Origin of the sequence: Roseofilum sp. Guam (assembly GCF_017746735.1) — a bacterium.
Classification (GTDB): domain Bacteria; phylum Cyanobacteriota; class Cyanobacteriia; order Cyanobacteriales; family Desertifilaceae; genus Roseofilum; species Roseofilum reptotaenium.
This window is the reverse complement of record NZ_JAGHZN010000022.1, coordinates 14,532-34,710: the sequence shown is the minus strand read 5'-3', so window position 1 is coordinate 34,710 and position 20,179 is coordinate 14,532. Positions and strand designations below refer to the sequence as shown.

16 protein-coding genes and 1 tRNA gene are annotated in these 20,179 nt (G+C 42.6%); 7 read left to right on the top strand and 10 right to left on the bottom strand.

All coding sequences use genetic code 11. The features are described 5' to 3' along the window. The first annotated feature begins 45 nt into the window (after positions 1 to 45). Positions 46 to 2,772, top strand: coding sequence for an ATP-binding protein (locus J7529_RS10470; RefSeq protein ID WP_318728915.1), 2,727 nt, complete (start codon positions 46 to 48; stop codon positions 2,770 to 2,772). Here J7529_RS10470 and J7529_RS10465 read toward each other — a convergent pair. From J7529_RS10465 to dusB, 5 genes are all read right to left on the bottom strand, one after another. Next, the gene (locus J7529_RS10465; protein WP_271937817.1) at positions 2,720 to 3,865 is read right to left on the bottom strand and encodes a sensor histidine kinase; all 1,146 of its coding nucleotides are present in this window, start codon (positions 3,863 to 3,865) and stop codon (positions 2,720 to 2,722) included. The genes J7529_RS10470 and J7529_RS10465 overlap by 53 nt on opposite strands. Then, positions 3,862 to 6,789 (bottom strand): response regulator, encoded by a 2,928-nt coding sequence (locus tag J7529_RS10460; protein ID WP_318728914.1) that lies wholly within the window; start codon positions 6,787 to 6,789, stop codon positions 3,862 to 3,864. Before J7529_RS10460 ends, J7529_RS10465 begins: the two co-directional genes overlap by 4 nt. A 129-nt stretch (positions 6,790 to 6,918) precedes the next feature. Continuing rightward, positions 6,919 to 8,442 carry a serine/threonine-protein kinase gene (locus J7529_RS10455; protein WP_318728913.1) on the bottom strand — a complete coding sequence of 508 codons (1,524 nt, stop codon included), beginning with the start codon at positions 8,440 to 8,442 and terminating at the stop codon, positions 6,919 to 6,921. Positions 8,443 to 8,469: 27 nt separating this feature from the next. Beyond that, positions 8,470 to 8,859, bottom strand: coding sequence for a DUF4359 domain-containing protein (locus J7529_RS10450; protein WP_318728912.1), 390 nt, complete (start codon positions 8,857 to 8,859; stop codon positions 8,470 to 8,472). Positions 8,860 to 8,933: 74 nt separating this feature from the next. After that, positions 8,934 to 9,977 (bottom strand): tRNA dihydrouridine synthase DusB, encoded by a 1,044-nt coding sequence (dusB, locus tag J7529_RS10445; protein WP_318728911.1) that lies wholly within the window; start codon positions 9,975 to 9,977, stop codon positions 8,934 to 8,936. A gap of 168 nt (positions 9,978 to 10,145) precedes the next feature. Here dusB and J7529_RS10440 point away from each other — a divergent pair, with 168 nt between their 5' ends. Beyond that, the gene (locus tag J7529_RS10440; RefSeq protein WP_318728910.1) at positions 10,146 to 10,490 is read left to right on the top strand and encodes a histidine triad nucleotide-binding protein; all 345 of its coding nucleotides are present in this window, start codon (positions 10,146 to 10,148) and stop codon (positions 10,488 to 10,490) included. Between the two features lie 114 nt (positions 10,491 to 10,604). Here the strand turns inward: J7529_RS10440 and J7529_RS10435 are convergent, their stop codons facing one another. Both J7529_RS10435 and J7529_RS10430 read right to left on the bottom strand, forming a co-directional pair. Further along, the gene (locus tag J7529_RS10435; RefSeq protein ID WP_318728909.1) at positions 10,605 to 10,772 is read right to left on the bottom strand and encodes a hypothetical protein; all 168 of its coding nucleotides are present in this window, start codon (positions 10,770 to 10,772) and stop codon (positions 10,605 to 10,607) included. Beyond that, entirely contained in the window at positions 10,769 to 11,998 is a 1,230-nt protein-coding gene (locus J7529_RS10430; RefSeq protein ID WP_413038865.1) for a pentapeptide repeat-containing protein, read from the bottom strand. Before J7529_RS10430 ends, J7529_RS10435 begins: the two co-directional genes overlap by 4 nt. Positions 11,999 to 12,105: 107 nt before the next feature. On the opposite strand from J7529_RS10430, the gene J7529_RS10425 reads away from it, so the two are divergent. Genes J7529_RS10425 through J7529_RS10415 form a run of 3 tightly spaced genes read left to right on the top strand, consistent with a single transcriptional unit; the run spans position 12,106 to position 15,810 of the window. Next, positions 12,106 to 12,318: a hypothetical protein gene (locus J7529_RS10425; RefSeq protein WP_318728907.1), complete on the top strand. Its 213-nt coding sequence runs from the start codon at positions 12,106 to 12,108 to the stop codon at positions 12,316 to 12,318. A gap of 10 nt (positions 12,319 to 12,328) precedes the next feature. Beyond that, a complete protein-coding gene (locus J7529_RS10420; protein ID WP_318728906.1) occupies positions 12,329 to 12,775 on the top strand; it encodes a hypothetical protein in 447 nt (148 codons plus the stop codon). After that, a complete protein-coding gene (locus J7529_RS10415) occupies positions 12,772 to 15,810 on the top strand; it encodes an ATP-binding protein (RefSeq protein WP_318728905.1) in 3,039 nt (1,012 codons plus the stop codon). The genes J7529_RS10420 and J7529_RS10415 overlap by 4 nt, the downstream gene beginning before the upstream one ends. A gap of 303 nt (positions 15,811 to 16,113) precedes the next feature. Here the strand turns inward: J7529_RS10415 and J7529_RS10410 are convergent, their stop codons facing one another. Continuing rightward, a complete protein-coding gene (locus tag J7529_RS10410; RefSeq protein WP_318728904.1) occupies positions 16,114 to 17,007 on the bottom strand; it encodes a rhodanese-related sulfurtransferase in 894 nt (297 codons plus the stop codon). Positions 17,008 to 17,119: 112 nt separating this feature from the next. On the opposite strand from J7529_RS10410, the gene J7529_RS10405 reads away from it, so the two are divergent. Together J7529_RS10405 and J7529_RS10400 are read left to right on the top strand one after the other, a co-directional pair. Continuing rightward, a tRNA-Ala gene (locus tag J7529_RS10405) sits at positions 17,120 to 17,192 on the top strand. Positions 17,193 to 17,912: 720 nt separating this feature from the next. Beyond that, positions 17,913 to 18,137: a transposase gene (locus J7529_RS10400; protein ID WP_318728903.1), complete on the top strand. Its 225-nt coding sequence runs from the start codon at positions 17,913 to 17,915 to the stop codon at positions 18,135 to 18,137. Between the two features lie 38 nt (positions 18,138 to 18,175). Here the strand turns inward: J7529_RS10400 and J7529_RS10395 are convergent, their stop codons facing one another. Beyond that, the gene (locus J7529_RS10395) at positions 18,176 to 19,237 is read right to left on the bottom strand and encodes an LOG family protein (protein ID WP_318728902.1); all 1,062 of its coding nucleotides are present in this window, start codon (positions 19,235 to 19,237) and stop codon (positions 18,176 to 18,178) included. A gap of 239 nt (positions 19,238 to 19,476) precedes the next feature. Next, the gene (trxA, locus tag J7529_RS10390; RefSeq protein ID WP_271943777.1) at positions 19,477 to 19,854 is read right to left on the bottom strand and encodes a thioredoxin; all 378 of its coding nucleotides are present in this window, start codon (positions 19,852 to 19,854) and stop codon (positions 19,477 to 19,479) included. Positions 19,855 to 20,179 lie beyond the last annotated feature (325 nt).

Genomic DNA, 20,179 nt, shown 5'->3' with positions numbered 1-20,179 from the left:
TCAATCCTCATCTACAGCTCTGTTGATGCCAAGGACATTCTCGCCATGAGAGACGATCTGACGGATAGAACCCATAGTAGGGATACTCAAAGGGCTGAGATCTCGAGCGGCGATCGCCTGGCTCTCATTACCCGTTATCCTAGCCAAGGAGAAATTATACAAAACCAGTTAGTTCAACTTGGGTATGACGTTCAAATTTTCCCGAATTGGGAAGATCGTATCCCCTCAGACTTTCTACCGAATTTAGTCTTAATTCAATCCCATTCTGCCCATTATTGGCAACCGGTTTACCAAAGCCTCAAATCCGATCCAAAAACTCATGGTATTCCTTTACTGGTGTTAACCAACGATTCAGTCGATTTAGCAACCGTCAAAAGATTAGTTCTTCAGGGAGTAAGCTTTCTCTCTTCCAGTCAACCCATGGATCTTGTCAGTGCGATTGAAGGGCAACTGCATCAGCATCAGCTAAGAGATCAATTAAGGGAAAAATCTGCCTATCTCCTACCCTGTCCAGAATGTTATCTATGGCAACAACCTCTCTCCCCATCTACTTCTTCAGAGTATTTGCTCTCCGGAAATTCATCCTTATTAGAAGTACAGCGGATTGCCCACTTTGGCAGTTGGGAATGGGAGCGTCAGGAAGAGATTCGCCTCAGTCAGGAAATTCGAGGATCGCAGGAAACCTATCGTATTTTAGGGATTGATCCCCAACGGTTGACCTATGCACAAGTGTTGAAAAAGCTCCCTGCCCAAGATCGCCGGGAGTTTCACCAGCGTATCCAAGAGGCGATCGCCACAGGAAGGGCCCAAGAATGGGAATTAGCTCTCTATAGTGGCGATGGACAACTGCGCTATTGTGAGCTGCGAGTGCAACCGATTTTAGGGATGGATAGTAAGGTGAGGGGATTATTTGGCATTCTCCTCGATATTAGCGATCGCAGGCTTTTAGAACAAAAAATCCAGACTTCAGAAATGGAAATGCGCTCTGTATTTGGAGCGATGGGAGATATTGTCTTAGTCCTGGATCAAGTGGGGGAAACCATTAAAATGAGTCCCACGGCTCCGGCTTTGGGAGAGGGAGTCGAACTCATTTCGGAAACCATTAATCAGATTATTTATGGAGAGCAACGAGAAACACTCTGTCAGCAGTTACAACAGGTGGTAACCGATCAAATTACCCTTACTTTAGATTATGCTCTCGATCTTGAAGACTCCAAGGTTTGGTTTTCGGCGACCTTATCTCCTATGTTAGAGGATCAAGTTATTTTGATTGCCCGTGATATTACCGAACGCAAGCAGGTAGAATTAGAACGGGATCTGGCTCTAGAACAGGCGGAATCTGCCAGCCGTGCCAAAAGTCGATTTTTAGCCAATATGAGTCATGAATTAAGAACCCCCCTGAATTCCATTTTAGGATTTACTCAGGTTCTCCTGCGAGATGCTTATTTCTCTGACGAACACGAAAATTATCTCAACATCATTTATCACAGTGGAGAACATTTATTAGGGCTAATTAATAATATTTTAGATTTATCCAAGGTTGAAGCGGGTTATATCGAGGTCAATCCTACCTCGATTAATATACAAGTTTTCCTCGAGAGTCTCTATCAGATGTTAAATCTGAAAGCAGCAGAAAAACAGCTCCATTTTGAAGTGCAAAAGATAACTCGATTGCCCGAATGCTTGGAAACAGATGAAGGGAAGTTACGGCAAATTTTGATTAATTTGCTCGGTAATGCGATTAAATTTACCACTCGTGGACAAGTTATTTTACGGGTGGGTTATATTGAACAGCGGGAAGAACAGCATTTATTAGCTTTTGAAGTAGAAGATACTGGCCCAGGAATTCCCCCAGAGGAAATTGAGTTACTGTTTCAACCCTTTCAGCAGACTTCAACAGGGTTAGCCTCCCAACAGGGAACCGGTTTAGGCCTATCGATTAGCCATAAGTTTGTGGAGTTATTGGGGGGTAAGTTAAGCGTATCGAGTGTCGTCGATCGAGGTAGTATTTTTAAGTTTCAGATTCCGGTAGAACCAGAGTGTTTACTCAAGAACCAAGGACATCAAGACCATCCACGGGTAAAGGGTTTAGCACCGGATCAACCGTCTTATCGCATTTTAGTGATTGACGATTACTCAGAGGATCGCCAATGGTTGGTTACGTTGCTGGAAATAGTAGGATTTGTGGTTGAGGGGGTAGCCAATGGCAAAGAGGCGATCGCCCAATGGCACCATTTTAATCCAGATCTGATTTTGATGGATTTGCGAATGCCCTATCAGAATGGATATCCAACTATTGAACAAATTTGTGCTATCACTCAGGAAAAGTCTATACCGATTATCGCGATCACAGCCATGGTCTTTGAGGATGAAGACCAGTTAAACGCTCAAATCAGTTACGATCGCATACTCTATAAACCCCTTGAAGAGTCTATTCTTTTGACGACTATTGCTGAATTTTTATCCTTAGAGTATACCTATGAAGATCCATTAAGAATCAGTATTTTCTCAGAGCCAATCCATGCGGAAACGGTTGATGTTAGCATATTTTTGACGATGCCAGAGCTATGGCTCGAAGACATATACCATGCCACCATTACCTTGGACGATCAAAGGATTCTAGAGCTAATTGAAGATTTGCCAGGCGATCGAGCTGAACTCATACAATTCATTGAGCAGAAATTGAATGGGTTTGATTTTGAGAGTTTATTAGACCTAATCACTCCATTACTTCCTGAATCTCTTCTTCAGCACCAGACATTAGGAGAGTGAAATAAAAGGATGTTCCCACATCAACTTCTGATTTAAACCAAATTTTACCGCCGTGGTTCTCAGCAATTTTGCGGCATGTAGCTAGCCCAATGCCATGACCACTATATTTTTTGGAGTCATGAAAGCGCTTAAAGACTTGAAAAACTTCTCCGGTTTTGTCTGGGGGGATACCAATACCATTATCTTTGATACTAATTAAGCATTTGTTTTTCCGAATGACCACTTTGATTTGAATTTCTGGTTGTCGATCTGGAGCTGTAAATTTAATCGCATTGTTAATTAAATTTTGAAACAGTTGAACAAGCTGAAGTTCATTCCCTTGCACCGTGGGCAATGAAGAACAAATAAGATTCACATTTCGTTCGGCGATCGCACTGGCTAAGTTTTCTTTCACTTGCCCAATAATTTCATTACAATCAACCGGTTCTAAAGCGATCTGCTCTTGTCCCATTTTGGCATAGATCAATAAATCCTGGATTAATCGTTTCATGCGGTCGCCCGCACTAATAATACTTTGTAAATGAGTATATTCTTCGGGTTCTAATTTATCTTTTAACGTAAACTCCAGAATGCGAGCAAATCCTAAGATACTTTGCATCGGTTGCTGTAAATCATGGGAGACTACAGAAGTAAATTTCTCTAGTTCGTGATTGGCTTGAGTCAATTTCTCATTATTTTCAATCAGTTGCTGTTGCAGAGAACGAATGTGTAAATGGTTTTTCACTCTAGCCAAAACTTCAGCATTCTTAAATGGTTTCGTAATATAGTCTGCCCCTCCTAACTGGAATGCCTTCACCTTATCCCACGTATCATCTGAAGCACTAATAAAAATAATGGGTATATCATAGGTTTTAGGATCGCTTTTTAAGGCTTCACATACTTGATATCCATCCATTTCTGGCATTCTAATATCTAATAAAATCAAGTCAGGCAAACAACTATAAATGGAGTCAATCGCTGCTTTTCCACTCAATGCTTTGCGAACTTCATAGCCCATACCACTTAAAATATCTGATAATAAGCGCACATTGACGACGTTATCATCAACAACTAAAATTTCTGCATAATTGATCAGTTGAGAGTTCATATTCATAGTATTTCTTGGGAATGGGCAACATTTTTTACCAGACCTAGGATTCGATCAAATTGAAAGTTATTCGACCAGTTTTCTAATCTATCAGCTAAACTTTGGTGTTCAGAAGGAATGAATTGAATTAAATCAAGAATTTCTGAATCCGACCCCTTACGAGCCGCTTGGAATAACCGATCGATCCAATCTGGAGACATTTGTGTTAACCGTTCTTTTAAGTGGTCTGAATCCTTCTCAATCGTTGGATCGGGGTTAGACTTTATCCAATCTACACTAGAAAATTCCGTCAATTCTGGAGTCAGATAGGTAGAGTCCAATGAGTTAGCATATTGATAATGAACTCCTAAATGCTGGGCAATTTTTTGCCACACGACTTCTTCTTGAAAGGGTTGCTTCATGTAGTCATCCCACCCATCTGCTCTAAGATCTCCGAGTTGATCTGAGACCAATTCAGGGATCAGAGCAATTAGCACGGTTTCTTTGCCTTTGGGTGTGGCTCGAATGGTCTCAGTGAGGGTATGACTAGAGATTGCCGAGAGTTGGATATCCATCAAAATTAAATCGGGTAACCAGTTTTTACATAGAATTATGGCTTCTTCAGTTTGAGTGACTTCGCGGACTTGAAATCCAACGGATTGTAGTAGATTCACCAAGTATTGTCGGCTGGCCCAGTGATCTTCAATTACTAATATACGATAGTTCGGTTGATTCGGGGCGAGTCCAATGACTGGGGAAGGGCTACTCTCCTCATTAGGATGAATACTTTTGTCCAGAATAAAAGGAATTTGAAAGCTAAACCGAGACCCCTGGTTCACTTGGCTTTTGACTTTAATTTGTCCTCCCATTAAATTGACTAATCTTTGACTCAGGGCCAGACCTAACCCGGTTCCGTCTTGGGACGGGGGGTTAGAAAATGGATTAAATAGGGTGGATAAGAATTCTGAAGACATGCCAATCCCTGTATCTTCTACCTCGAAGCATAAATAGGAAGGGCAAGAAATCCGGAGGGTAATAATGCCTGAAGGAGTGAATTTAATACTATTATCGAGTAAATTAATCAGGACTTGGCGAAGTTTATGTTCATCGGTTTGGATGGTTTTGGGGATATTCTCTTCCTGAATTAATTGAAAAGTCAGTCCTTTGGTTGTGGCTCGAGTTCGGATGAGACGGCTTAGGGAGTCGAGAAATTGGTAGAAATCGAAGGGTTGGGGATAGAGTTTGATGCGCCCAGATTCAAGTTTGGACATATCTAAAACATCGTTAATTAAGTGCAATAGATGTTCGCCACTTTGGTGAATAATGCTTAAGTAGTCTTGAACTCCATGACTGAGGTTTGTATCTTGTTGCAGAATTTGGGTAAAGCCTAAAATACCGTTGAGGGGAGTTCGCAGTTCATGGGTCATTTTGGCTAAGAATTCACTTTTTGCTTGGTTGGCTCCTTCGGCGAGATCTTTGGCCTGGGCTAGTTCTTGGGATTGTCGTTGGGCAGTTTCGAGGACTTTGGCTTGTTGCAAAGTGATGCCAAGTTGTTCGCCAATTTCGACCACAAAATGAATTTCACTGTCTGTCCAGAAGCGGGGACTAGAGTTTTGATAACAGGCTAGGAGTCCCCAAAATTCGGTTTCGGTGAATAGGGGAACAGTCAGATAGGCTGTTGCTTGGAATTGGTGCAGGAGATCGAGATAGCAGTCGTTGAATCCTGCTTGTTCGATGTCGGGAACGCAGAAATAGGTTGTTGGGTATTTGTAGCGTCCGCTGCGGTTGTTTTGGAAGTGGGTATCGGTGATGATCGGAGGGTCTGGGGTATAGAGATTGACGAAACAGCGATCGCTCTCTAGAGAGACAAAGGAGTTAGCCATTACGGATACCCAACCTTTGCCCACAGATTCGGCCACAAATTGGCCACTCCAGTCCGGATTAAAGCGAAATATACCCACGCGATCGCACTGTAGGGTTTGGCGGATATCCTCGGTGATGGTGTAGAACACTTGTTCCATATCTAGGGTACTGCGCATCCGTTCAAGGATTTGACGGGTGGCTCTTTCGAGTTTGATTTTCTCCTTTAACTCCGTTAATACTTGGTTGTGTTCGATTTCTATTTTTTTGCGTTCAGTAATATCATTAAATAGACACAAGATATAAAATTTAGCTTGTAAGTTAAGTAATTCGGCTGAAAGGAGAACCGTGCGTACTTCTGAGGTTTTGGTTAAAACTTGGAGTTCGTAGTTTTGGAGGCGCTGCGATCGCTTGAGTTCTTCTAAGAGCAGATCTCCTTGGTTAGAATTAGTACACAAATTCATCTCTATCGGAGTTTTACCGATAGTTTCTGCTTTAGAATATCCCGTAATATCTAGAAAAGCTTGATTGAGATCGATGAATTCTCCATCAGGATATGCGGCGATCGCCATGGGATAAGGACTGAGTAAAAAAGCTTTAGAAAATTTTTCTTCTGACTCCTGGAGTGCCTTTTGAGTTTTTTCCTGCTGTTCGATTTCGTATTGTAATTGGTGATTTTGATCGAGGAGTTGTTTTTCTAAAGTCTGAATTCTTAATTGGTGCTTGATTCTGACCAAAACTTCTTCAATCTGAAAGGGTTTGGTAATATAGTCACATCCTCCGACTTCAAAGGCTCGGATTAAGTCAATAGGATCATCCAAGGCACTAATGAAAATTACGGGAATATGAGACATTCTTGGGTTTTCTTTTAACCGTTGACAGACTTGGTAGCCATTAAGATCGGGCATTCTAATATCAAGTAAGATTAGATCCGGAGGAGCAGCTTGAATACTAATCAGAGCCATCTTACTATTTTTGACACCACGAGCTTTATAGCCTGCTTGTTTGAGGGCGCTGCACAGAACATGCAGGTTGTTCATGGAATCATCAATAATTAAAATTTGAGGTCGAGGAGGCTTTAATGCTACCATCTTTATTGTTTTTTTATATATAATAAGGCAACCGGCAACCGGCAACAGGCAAGAGGTGAAAGGCAATAAAAGATATCCTAAGTATCCTTATATATTCCTTAAGAAAATATAACAGAAAACTCAAAAACTCTAAACCAATCCACAAATAATACACTTAGAAACGATCGCCTCTACATGCTTTGACCAATCCGATCCTTTGAAGCGAGCGGGAGAGGGAAGGTGAGCGACGGGAGCAATACTTTTATACTGAATATAGTCCTCCGTATTGCCACTGGGCCGCAAGGGCCACTTCAGGGCTTGGCAAAACGGGAAATACTCTTCTCCTGCTTGTTGATAGACCTGAAACTGAAGCGTAAACCCAAAGCGTCCCTCACTGGCCTCAACCCACAGTCGATCGACAGTCTGAAAATCTTCACAAGGAATATCCGTTATATTACGGGGATCTAAAAAAGAGCTGATCGGTTTACCCGATGCTTTATGAAGACAATTCCAGGTCTCTTGATCGGCTGCTTTCCAGCGCTTCATTTGCAGTAGATTTTGCAATTTTGTATAATCAACGCCCACAGCAGACTTCAATTCTACGGGGAGTTCGGAGGAGCCAAAAACCCAAGTTTTAACCATATGAAGGGGGTTAAATGCTTTAGGGGTGATTTCTGTGGGTTGGTTACTGATAGCGGTGCGACTTGAAGAGGGACGGGAAGTGAGAGGTTTCGGTTTTTGAGATTTAGGTTTTTGGGATTTGGAAGCTGCTATAGAGGTGAAGGAACCAGGAGAAACTGATAATACAGATAGTACTTCTGAGGCTGATTGAAAGCGTTGTTTTAAATTCCGGGCAACCATGCGATCGAGGGTTTGGGCTAATGTTAAATTCACCCGTTTTTCTGGAAGTAAATAGTCTCGCCATACCCATTTTTCATTCGCAATATCATAGAGTTCTAAGGGAGGTAGTCCGGTTAACAAATGGAGACAAGTGGCTCCTAAGCTATATAAATCACTGGCTGGAAAAACTTTCCCTCGCAACTGTTCTAAGGGCATATATTCTGCACTACCAACGATCGTTCCGGTTTGGTTTAAGGTGGTTTGTGAAACCCATTTCGATACGCCAAAATCAATTAATACGGGTAGATTATCCTTTTTGCGGCGGATGATATTTTGAGGTTTAATATCCCGATGAATGACCTGATTATCATGAACAAACTGTAAAACGGGTAAAAGATCTCGCAGCAGTTGTTCAATTTCTTCGGGTTCATAACCCCCTTTTTGTTGCAATTCCTGAGTGAGGGTTGGGCCGTCTACAAATTCTTGCACTAAATAAAGCTGTTGATCTTGTTCAAAATTGGCGAGTAAATCGGGAATTTGATTGTGTTTTCCTAGCTCATCTAAACGAACAGCTTCTTGACGAAATAACCGTTGAGCTTTATGAACGACCTGATCGCTAAACCCCTTGAGATAGAGTTGTTTGACGACTCGGAGAGGTTGGGACGGAATATCTTCGTCAATAGCAATAAAGGTTTTACCAAATCCCCCTTGACCCAGTTGACTAATCGGCCGATAGCGTTGTCGGAGATAGAGGGAAGTGCCACAACTGGAGCAAAATTTAGTGTTATCGGGATTTTGGGGGGATTTGCACTCGGGGTTAACACAGTAACTCATGGGGATATCCTGACAACGAAAGTGACGTTATTGGGCGGATCTTTCTTCTGCCTTCAAGATATGGAAATGGGAAAAAACTCCTAGGGTTTCAAATTCGTAAGCAGGCAGAAAGGCGGCAATTGATAGATTAGTTCGATAGACACTAAACAGTATATAGTCTTGACGCTCGGTGCGTTGGGCAATGATGGTTTGCAGTTGGGGTCGAGCTTCTTGGAGGAAGTTATCGCAAGATTCTTGCAGGATGTTGCCAAAGCTTTGATCGGCTTTGTCGCAAACGTTTTCTTGGAGGTATTCGACTAACTGTTGGGAGGCAAACTCTTCATAGTTGGAGGATTTGGGGTTGGTGGCAACCATTGCTCCGGTTACGGTAGAGATCGCCACTCCTCCGACTAAAGCCACCATTTTTAGCGCTTTCATAACCACATTCCTGTCTAAATGCCATTCTTGACCATACACCCAACTGCGGGCTATCTCCCGGAAACTGGGGAAAACTAACCCACGGGTACAGGAGCAGGATCGAGGTCTAATTCCATCAGTTTGGCGATCGCCCCTTCTAATAAGGTTACCCCGTCTTCCACAGATTCAATCCGCGCTAACTTACCGCGCAGTTCTCCCGCACCATAGAACTCCTTCGCGTACCAAGTCATATGCTTGCGGGCCTGACGAATGCCGCGATCGCCCTTATACTCGTACAAGGCTCGTAAATGCTCCTTGGCACATTCTAAACGGGCGATCGGCGTTGGTTCGGGCAATTTTTCTCCCGTCTTCAAGAAATAATCAATTTCTCCTACCAAAAACGGATACCCCAACGTCCCTCGCGAACACATCACCCCATCTGCTTTGGTTTCCTCCAAACAGCGTACTGCCGCTTCCACAGAGAAAATATCCCCATTGCCAATAACTGGGATGGACAAAATCTCCTTAACCTTCGCGATCCATTCCCAACGGGCCGGCCCATTATACCCCTGGGCGCGAGTCCGACCGTGGAGCGTCAACATTTTTGCCCCCGCATCCTGCATCCGTTGCGCAAACTCCAGGATATTAATTTCTTGATTTGACCAGCCAATGCGCGTCTTCACGGTTACCGGAACCTCAACCGCTTGAGCCACTTCTCGCACAATCGCCTCCGCCACTTCCGGCTCGCGCAATAAAGACGAACCACCCCCATTTTTCGTAATCTTATTGACCGGACAGCCCATATTAATATCTACTGTATCCGCTCCTTCGTCCACGGCCATTCGTGCCGCTTCGGCCAAAAAATCGGGGCGACAGTCAAAGAGTTGAATACTAATGGGGCGCTCATTCGGGTCTACTTCCATCAGTTTCGGTAACTCGCGCACATAGTGTAATCCCGTAGCGTTCACCATTTCCGTATACATCATGGAACTGGGCGCATAACGACGCACCAGGCGACGAAAGACCAAATCCGTCACCCCAGATAGGGGCGATTGTAAGACCCTAGAGTTGACTTCTACTGTGCCAATTTTCAGAGGAGAAGAGAGTCGGGTTTTCAGTTCTGGAGACAAGGCAACCATGGTGAATCTGTCGGATGAGCGTTTGGGTTTTCAGTGAATCGCACTTTTGGTTTAATTATACAACCTGGATTAACGCGGGGGGTTAAGAAACCGGGTTTCTAGACTACGCGAGGGGGAGCGCGAAGCGCTGTATGATGAGAGCAATTCAACTTATCGCCCTTCGATACCATGAGCGAAACTATTTTTAGTAAGATTATCCGTAAGGAAATTCCAGCAGATATTGTCTATGAAGATGACCTTTGTCTGGCATTTAATGATATTGTTCCCCAAGCTCCCGTTCACATTCTGGTGATTCCCAAAAAGGTGATTCCCAAATTAGCCGATGCTGAATCCCAAGATCATGCCTTGATGGGTCATTTGTTACTCAAGGTTAAACAAGTAGCCGAGCAAGCGGGACTGAGTAACAATGGATATCGAGTCGTGATTAATAACGGAGTAGACGGAGGTCAAACCGTCGATCATCTGCACATCCATATTCTCGGAGGACGCGCTCTGGACTGGCCTCCGGGCTAGTTTCCCTTATCCCCCAGCCCTTTCTCTCACGGCAGATAGGGGGATAGGGAGATAGGGGAATGGGGGGAGTGAATTACAGGATGCAAGATTGATTTTTCAAAAATTTTTCGTTTGCTACTCTAGATAACGAAACCCTTTTTTCCTGGTCAGCTTGCGATCGAAACTCAGGGTTTCTGTACAACCTGCTTGACGAGCGATCGCAGCAATTAAATAATCTGCAAAATCTGCTTTTCCTAGTTTATAGTATTTGAGAAAAGGCGATCGCCACAGATCGATGGTCACCGGCCTAACAAATTCGTAATCCCCTCACACCCTCCGGGAATCGTTTGTCGCGAGGCTTCTCCACACCAAGAACAGCAGTAATAGCGTTGTTCTTCTGAGAGTTCCTGAACGCCAGAAAAATCAGCATTTTCGACCACTGCACCGGTATATTGTCCGGTTTTGTAATTGGGTGGATGTTGGCGATCGCGGGGGGTAGCTGTTTGTGCCGATCCATAAAAGAACTGTGTCCCTCTTAAGTCAGCGCCCGCTAAATTCGCTTGATACAGTACAGTTCGAGATAAATTCGCCTTAGTTAAATCCGCATTTCTTAAATCCGTGCGGACTAAATAGGCCTCACTTAAATCCGTCCATCGCAGGTCTGTACGAGCTAAATTTACACCAGCTAACATCACTCCCAAATTAATCACTCGAATCCCATTAAGCCGGTCTTCCTGATATCCTCCTCGTCCATCAAAAATCGGTCGCCCCAAATGATAATCCCGGCGCAAGGGCGTGAGTAAATTAGATTGGGATAAAAACCGAATGACCTTGGCTTTCCCGGCAGCATTGACACTGCTGAGAATAGCAGCAGTTCGGCCTTCAGCAAAACAGCGCTCTTGAGGCCAATCTTCTAACATCCCCTCATCATCTAATGCCAGTTCAGAGATGCCCTGAAAAAAAGCATCAATGGTTTGCTGTTGAGTAATGGTATTTTGCTGAATGGTTAAATCCTTGGAAATCACATATTGTCGCCAAGAAATATAAACGGCCAAAATGGCGATCATAATTTGTCCCACAGCACCCACCCATTCAGCCCAAGACCCAAATTCATCCCATTTGACTTGATTGAGCCAGTTACTGATAGCGCGATACAGTCCTAAATAATTGAGGAGTCCAGCTAGGGAAATAAATAAACCGGTAAATCCGATAAGTTGTGATCGCTGTTGGGCAGTCAGATCTTTGAGCGTTCGAGTTAATGTCGGCCAAACTAATCGCAAGGAGAGCGCAAAGGCAACGGCTGCCCCAGAAAAGCCTATCCAGAAATTATGAAGCGATAATCCCACAAACATGACAGCGATCGGCACTACCATAATCCAATCCCCAGATGGCGATGGTTTACTCGACCACCGCTCTGGATTAAACTCTGAAGGCTCTAAAGTTGAGGGCGGTTGCTCTAGGGAATGGCGAGGCTTACCTTGAGAACTAGGAGATAGGGAAGCGGAAGACGACGCAATCGGATCGGGCATCATACAGGAAAACTAATCAAGGATCATAAACGACGTACCATCTTAAAAGAAGCATAGCGCGATTCTTAAAATAGGCAGTCTCAGACATGATATAGAAAAATGAATGGATGATTCGTTCTGGGTTGATGCTCTTGGCTATCCTACGATGGTCATCGTGTTCATCAAGGCTTCCTGAATGTAGCGATCATTTAGGGTATGTTACCTTTAGCCCCAATGAACCCATTGAGCTAGCGAGAGGCAATACCGTCCCTTTATTAACTCCCATGGGTTCTGGATCTGCCAGTCATTGGTATGTAGGTTATTTCCGCACAGTACTATAATGGGACTAAAGTGGGGGAAGTCGCTGCTAAATTTGCCATTGAAGAGCTAGGCGTAAAATGGGCGGCAACGGTCAAGGATGGGGATGCATTTACCCAGAGATTAAGTCTCTCTTGTGAAGAGACCTTTGCACAATTGGAGGGTGAGGTTGTTTTGAGTGGAGCAGTCAATAAGGGCGATCGCAACATGAAGCCGACTTTAAACTCATTAGTGGGCTTTGCTTGGCCACAAACAGAAGGTTTAAGGACAGTAGAAAATGCCTATGAAGGTGAATATGGTTACTCTCCAGAACCTCCTAATTACAGTTTTGCCGACGATACAGCTAATATGGTGCTGGAGGTACTTTCCTCTGTGGCGGTGCGATCGCCCAATGGCAGACTCCAAATTGTCCATCAAGAACTACGAAATTGCAATGCTAAGTTTGTTACTGTTGATTGTTTCGATCCAACTATTCTATGAAACCGGTGATTTTCACTCAACTTAGAAAGCTCCAACACTGGTGGAATCGCTTAAGTATTACCACTAAACTATCCACCGGTTTTGGTGGATTATTTGGCTTTATTCTTTTGGTTTCAGTCAATAGTTATATTGCATTTAAAGTTGTTCAAGATAAAGCGGCACAAGACATTTATACAAGTGTAGAACTTCAGAGATTAGTTCTAGAGATGGATCGCCATTTGCAAGCTGCTCGTACCCATCAAAGAGATTTTTTCTTGCGCTATTCAGAAATTGGTTTTAATCAGGCTAAAGAAATTTATGCCCAAGAAGCTGTAGATAATATTAATGAAGTCATTCGCTTAATGACCGAGTTCAAAAAACTGATTGAGCAACCACAAGTTAGTAATTCCCTTAAAGAAACAGATGTGGATATCAATTTGTTTGTTGCCTCAGCCGAACATTATGAAACAACTTTTATGGAAGCGGTTGAATTGGTTACACGACTAGCGGAAGAGGGAAAAGGACTCAAAGACCAATTAGATCATTTAGGTCACGAGGGAAAACAGGCCATTGAGTCTCTAGACATCCAGTGGAGAGAACAATATCAAGCTTTACGTCTGGCACAAAAAGAGTATTTGATTACTCGGCAGCGCCGCCATATGCGCTCTACTTTTAAAATCTTACTAGAATTAGAGAAAAAGATACTAGAAGATTCAACAATAAACCAGCAACAAAAAAAGACTCTGTTAAATATTCTTGCATCCTATAAGAATACAGCAGAAGAGATCTTAAAAGTGGACAGTGAAATTCAAGCCAAATTCAGTGATTTTGACTTACAAGCAAAAAATATAGATCGAATTTCTGGTCAACTTATTGAATTAACCAATCAAGAGGTCTTAAAGGCAGAAAAAAAAGTTGATGAGGCGAGTGAGTTGATTTACTATATCTTGTCTTTTTCTGTCCTGCTTGGATTACTGTTTGTCACGATCATTGCCCAATTATTCCAAAAAGGAATCACAGAAAAAATAATCCAACTGACTCAAGGAGTCAATCAGCTTAAACAAGGTTCTCTTGACCATCGCTTACCGATAGAATCCGAAGATGAACTAGGAGAATTGGCAGAAGGATTTAATGAAATGGCAAGCCAACTGCAAGCTTTAGTTAATAATTTAGAACAACAAGTAGTAGAACAAACAGTTACCATTCGCAAAAGTGAAGCTCTACTCAATGAAACCCAAAAAATTGGTCAGTTAGGGGGATGGGAATTCGACCCTCAGACTCAAGAGTTGATTTGGACTCAGGAAGTTTACCAGATTCACCAACTTGAACCTGAGTATGTACCAACTTTAGAGGGGATGTTATCCTTTTTTGAAAACAGGTATAAAAATAAACTCAGAGAAGCAATTGATAAAGCGATTGTTCACTTAACTGACTTTGATTTAGAACTGCCTTTGATGTGTCATTCAGGTCATTTGATTTGGGTTCGTATCATTGGTCAACCTTTTCAAGTGGACGATCGAGGAATTAAGGTTAAAGGAACGCTGCAAAATATTAGCGATCGCAAAGAAATTGAACTAGCCTTGAAACAAGCAAAGCAAGCGGCTGATAGTGCCAACCAAGCAAAAACAGAATTTTTGTCCAGTATGAGTCATGAACTTCGCACTCCCCTCAATGGAATTTTGGGCTATACCCAAATCTTAAAACGCTCGAAAACTTTGGAGGGAGAAGATCGCAAAGGAGTAGACGTAATTCATGAATGTGGCTCTCATTTACTTAGCCTGATTAATGATATTCTCGACATGGCTAAGATTGAATCGAGAAAAATTGAATTGTATGAACAATCCTTAGCTTTAAGCTACTTTCTAGATGGCATAACTTCAATTTGCAAAATAAAAGCGCATCAAAAAGGTTTGGATTTTAAAAGTATTTATTCTTTTGATTTACCCAAGGCGATTGTCATTGATCAAAAACGGTTGCGGCAAGTTTTAATTAACTTAATTGGGAACGCAATTAAGTTTACAGATACTGGAGAAATAACTTTTGAGGTAACCTGTATTGATCTGAGTTCTAGAGAGAATCAGAATTATGCAATAATTCGCTTTGAGGTAAAAGATACCGGCATTGGCATTCCCTCAGAACAAATGGAAAAAATATTTTCTCCCTTTGAACAAGTAGGGGACAAAGCTCGGATGTCTGAAGGCACAGGTTTAGGATTGGCCATTAGTCAAAATATCGTTCAATTGATGGGGGGAGAGTTACAAGTTTCTAGTATTGCTAACCAAGGAAGTTGCTTCTTCTTTGAGATTGAGTGTTTATTAGCTCAAGAGACAATATTGGCAGAATTTCCAATTCAAGACCATACTATTACTGGATATTTAGGTAAAAAGAAAACTATTTTAGTTATTGATGACCGTTGGGAACATCGTTCTTTGATTGTTAATTTGCTCAACTCTCTAGGGTTTGAGGTTGTACAAGCAACTGATGGTAAAGAAGGACTCAAAGAAGCTAAAAGAGTAAAGCCGGATTTAGTTATTACTGATATTTTCATGCCGGTGATGGATGGCTTAGAACTGACTCAAATTCTACGACATCTAAATGAGTTGAAACATATTCCAATCATTATATCAAGTGCTAGCATTTCAGGTTTAGATACAGAAAACAGTCCAGGGATTAATTGTAATGATTTCATTCCTAAACCCATTGATACAGAGATTTTACTAGCCAGTTTGAAAAAACACTTGAATTTGACCTGGATGTATACTGATAGTCCAGACTTAGATCATCTGGATTATCCCATAGATCAAGCAGAAAACAGCAAAAAAAGTAATTTATTTCCAATGATATTCCCTCCAAAGTCTGAACTCAAAAAACTCTATCAATCAGCGCGAATTGGTGATATTGAGGATATGGAAAATGAGGTGAAACGTTTAGCAAAACTCGACAAAGAGTATCAGTCTTTTGTTCGTTATACTTCAGATTTATTAGACGATTTTGCAATTGAGGAAATTAGAATTCTGTTAGAAGATTTTTTCCAAAATGTAGAAAACTCGGCTTAGAATTGTTTATCTAGTTTGTGACGGGATCACTAGCCTTCTCGATGACGGCGACTCAATTAAGAAGCAAACCTTAAAAATGCTTCCTTCTGTGTTAACTGTAACCTAGGATAAAAGTATCTGACTAGGTTATGGAGTACATGATGATAGGTTTGAATAGTTCTTCTGTATGGCTATTATTTGGCGCTTTTTTCATTCTACTGCTAATCTCCGCGACTCCCATATTGGGATCGCTGGAGGTTAAAGGGTCTCTGACATTTTTGCTCTGGCTATTTGGGATCTTTTTTGTTGGAGGATGGGTGCTGTTTATTTGTTATCCTTTGTTTTCTTAAGTTTGCTTTGCTGGTATTTAGCTTGTTGGCGGGCCCGTTTTTCAGGGGTAAGGCGATCGCTGCAATGGGGACAGCAAATTCCTTCTTCATAGTCTGGTGAAGCCTTATCTTCCTCAGAAATGGGATAACCACAAGCAACACAGAGATCATAACTGCCAGCAACTAAGCCGGTTTTGATCGCGATCCGCTGGTCAAAGACAAAACATTCCCCTTCCCACAAACTGTCGGGTTCGGGGACTTCTTCAAGATACTTCAGAATTCCGCCTTGCAGGTGGTAGACTTCCTGAAAGCCCTGTTTGAGCATAAAGGCCGTTGCTTTTTCGCAGCGAATGCCCCCAGTACAGAACATAGCTACTTTGGGATGCTTTTGGGGATCAAGATGGGTTTTCACATAGTCGGGGAAGTTGCGAAAAGAGTGAGTATGGGGATTTTGTGCCCCCCGGAAGGAACCGATTTGTACTTCATAGTCATTTCGGGTGTCAATGAGAGTGACTTCTGGATCGCCGATTAGTTGGTTCCATTCCTGGGGACTGACATAGGTTCCCACTTGCTCATTGGGATTAACGTCTGGTTGACCGAGGGTGACAATTTCTTGTTTGAGGCGCACTTTGAGGCGATCGAAGGGATAATCTGGCGCTGTAGATTCCTTATGGGTAAGATCCCATAATCGAGGATCAGAACGCAAATAGGTTAAGAGGGTATCAACAGCCGAACGAGAACCGGCGATCGTGGCATTGATGCCTTCAGATGCTAAGAGGATGGTTCCTTTGATTCCGTGCTCTTCACATAACGAGTGTAGAGGCGATCGCCATTCGGCATAATCGGCAAAGGAAAAAAATTGGTAAAAGGTAGCTACGACAAGGCTCATGGTCACCCCCCAGAAAAAAAAATTAGCTGAACCTCTTTTCAAATGAAGTCTTATGTGTATAATAGATCGAGTGCGGTGAATTTCAATCTCTTCACCCATTCCAAATCCTCTTGGGGGTATAGCTCAGTTGGTAGAGCGCCTGCTTTGCAAGCAGGATGTCAGCGGTTCGAGTCCGCTTACCTCCATTAAGAGAAAACAAAAGCAGAGCGGACTTTCCACCACCAATATCCTGCTTGCAAAGCAGACCCTGTGCCCTATTTGTATTTGTGCCCTTTTCAAGGTTACTCCATCACAAGTGAATGGGCAAAAGATAGGTCATACAAATAGAGAAAACCTATCCATGGAAACATTGTCATAGCATTCCATCAATAAACCAGTTACGTGACAATTACATAAACATTATCTATAGATGAAGAGGAAGCTATAAGGCGTGACAAAAAACATATAGAACCCATTTGGGATCTTATTGTATTGCTGTAACTTTCCGAGATTAGGACTCCTTTGCGTCATTATAGCCAGAGATCGCGAAGAGAAACGGAGTTTTATCGCTTGTTTTATCTGCGAAGCCCAAAGGAAAGCATTAGGGTTGGAACCCCCTTGTTTGGAGAATGACAGAACAGGGGTATAGTGTCAGAGGAGAAATGAGGTACTCAAGCAGTCTAACCGACTCGGAAGGGGAAATTATCGAACTCCTACTACCGAAGAAGAAAAAAACTAAGCCTCCGAAATGGAACAACAGAGAAATGGTTGACGGAATCTTGTAGCAACTCAAGAATGGTTGCAACTGGGGTGAGTTACCCAAAGACTTACCCCCTACTCCTCGACCCTGGATATCATCCCCAAAAAATAAAAGAGGAGTTGGAGAAAATCTATCCTGAGATTATGAGTAAGATCGAGATTGAGTTATGACAAAAACTTTCAGAGGCTCAAAAGAAAAATCTGGGTTTATGCCAGTCAAAGCTCGGTGGGTTATTAAAAGAAGTAATGCTGGGATGGAAAAGTGTAAAAGTCTCGTTAAAAACGTTGAGAGAACTTTAGAGAATGCTACTGCCAAAGTGAATCTTTGTTTTGTGAGACTCATGCTCAAGAGGCTGGCGACATCTTCAAAAGATCCTAAATGGGTTTTATAAGTAATTCAAGTAAGTCCTCATTCCCTATTCCCCATTCATTACTTACGTTCTGGATGATTTTCCTCCTCAGAGGGTTGACCCATTTGGTTAATCCGGTTAATCATTTGATAAAGCCGTCCATGATCCCGTTGATTAAAGTATAAGACTAATCGGGGTAGGTGATGAACATCATTGAGACGCTCTTCTGGTAAGGCTTTGGTTTTTTTGATTTGACCGCTCACTAAAATATCACTAAACTCTTGATTGAGCTGTTCTACCTCTGTATCCGAGAGTTCTGTATTCAAGCGAATCACGAATTGCTCGCGCACATAGCGACTTGAATGATAAATGCGATAAAATTGGGCGATCGCCTGACACGCTACATCTACCTTATCTGTAATCGTATACAGACTTAAATCTTCCCCATTAATCAAACGTTGGCTTAAGAGGTGATCTCTCAGATAGTTCTCCCATCCGTACCAATACTGTCCTCGTGGTTTATCCAATAATACTAAAGGCATCGGCCCTGCTTTTCCGGTTTGGCAGAGGGTTAAACATTCAAACGCTTCATCTTGTGTCCCAAATCCTCCAGGAAATAAGGCTACCGCATCTGTTTCTCGCAAGAAGAATAGTTTACGGGTAAAGAAATACTTAAACTCAATCAGTTTATCTTCAGTTACAAAAGGATTAGATCCCTGTTCAAAAGGAAGCTGAATATTAAGTCCAAACGAGTGCTCCAACCCTGCACCTTCATTCCCCGCTTGCATAATTCCGCCCCCACCTCCAGTCATCACCATAAAGCCCTGTTGGGCAACTTTCCCGGCAAATTCTAGGGCAATCTGGTATTCTGGGGCATGAGCCGGTAAACGAGCAGAGCCAAAAATACTAATCTTACGCACGTGGCGATAGGTAGAGAAGATTTGAAAGGCTCTTTCCATATCCTGTAGAGAAGCGGTTAAAATCTTCCAGTCTAAGCGGTCAATCTCTTCTCCTGCAACGGTTAGGATACTGATCAGAGCTTGTTCTATCCATTTGCCATGTTCTAAATGTGGCAATTGAGCTAAAAGATCTAATAAATTCGCTTTGAGTGTAGCGTGAGCATCTGAGGAGGATAAAGTCATCCGGAATTTACAGTTTGTGAGTAAACAGGAGTAAGCATGAGTAGACTAGGCTTCTCATTTGAGAAACCTAATCAAAACTTTGTGTCGTATCTTTTAGGTCTTATTTGTGGTGACCCTATAGATGCATTTAGAGCTGAGAACATATTCATCTCGGCATAGGGGCTTTTCACTTGGCAAGATATACCACCTCAGAAAAGCCCATTTGCCGAATTTCACCCATGACGTATTGGGCTTAGTCCTTATCCTTGCTCACCTTCAGGGGCACTCTCACTGCTATTTGAATCACCACTTTTTCCTAGATGTTTTTCCAACGTTGTAATCAAAGTGGTTTTAGGAACCGCACCAACCACCATATCGACACGCTGGCCATCTTTGAATATCATCAGAGTGGGGATACTGCGAATACCATACTTACTCGCCGTATTCGGATTCTCATCCGTGTTGACTTTCACCACTTTAACTTGCCCATCAAACTGTTCGGCTACTTCTTCCACCACAGGTGCAACCATGCGGCAGGGGCCACACCAGGGGGCCCAAAAATCAACTAAAACTGGAACTTGGCTTTGAAGCACTTCCTTATCAAAACTGGTATCTGTAACGGGTGCTGCTGCTGTCATTAGGGGTAATCCTTATCCTACATTGCACATCAGGAATTCTATCTTGGAACTCCCCAGTCTAAATTCTACCTGTTGGCAGACAGAACAAGGGAATTATTGATTTAAGAAACTTCCATTAGCTGGCAAGATTTCTCCCACCCACTAAGAATGGGGGTTCTCCTGTTGATGTCCGCGAAGTGGAAAGTGTAAATGTCCCTATTCTTTAGGGTATTCAATCCACATGCATCACTAATAGATGTAGCCAGTTTACGGTCTTTGATTAGCCTTTCCACATTTAAGTCTAGCCTTCGGCAAGCCGCTGGCGAGTCTACATAGACGACCCCAT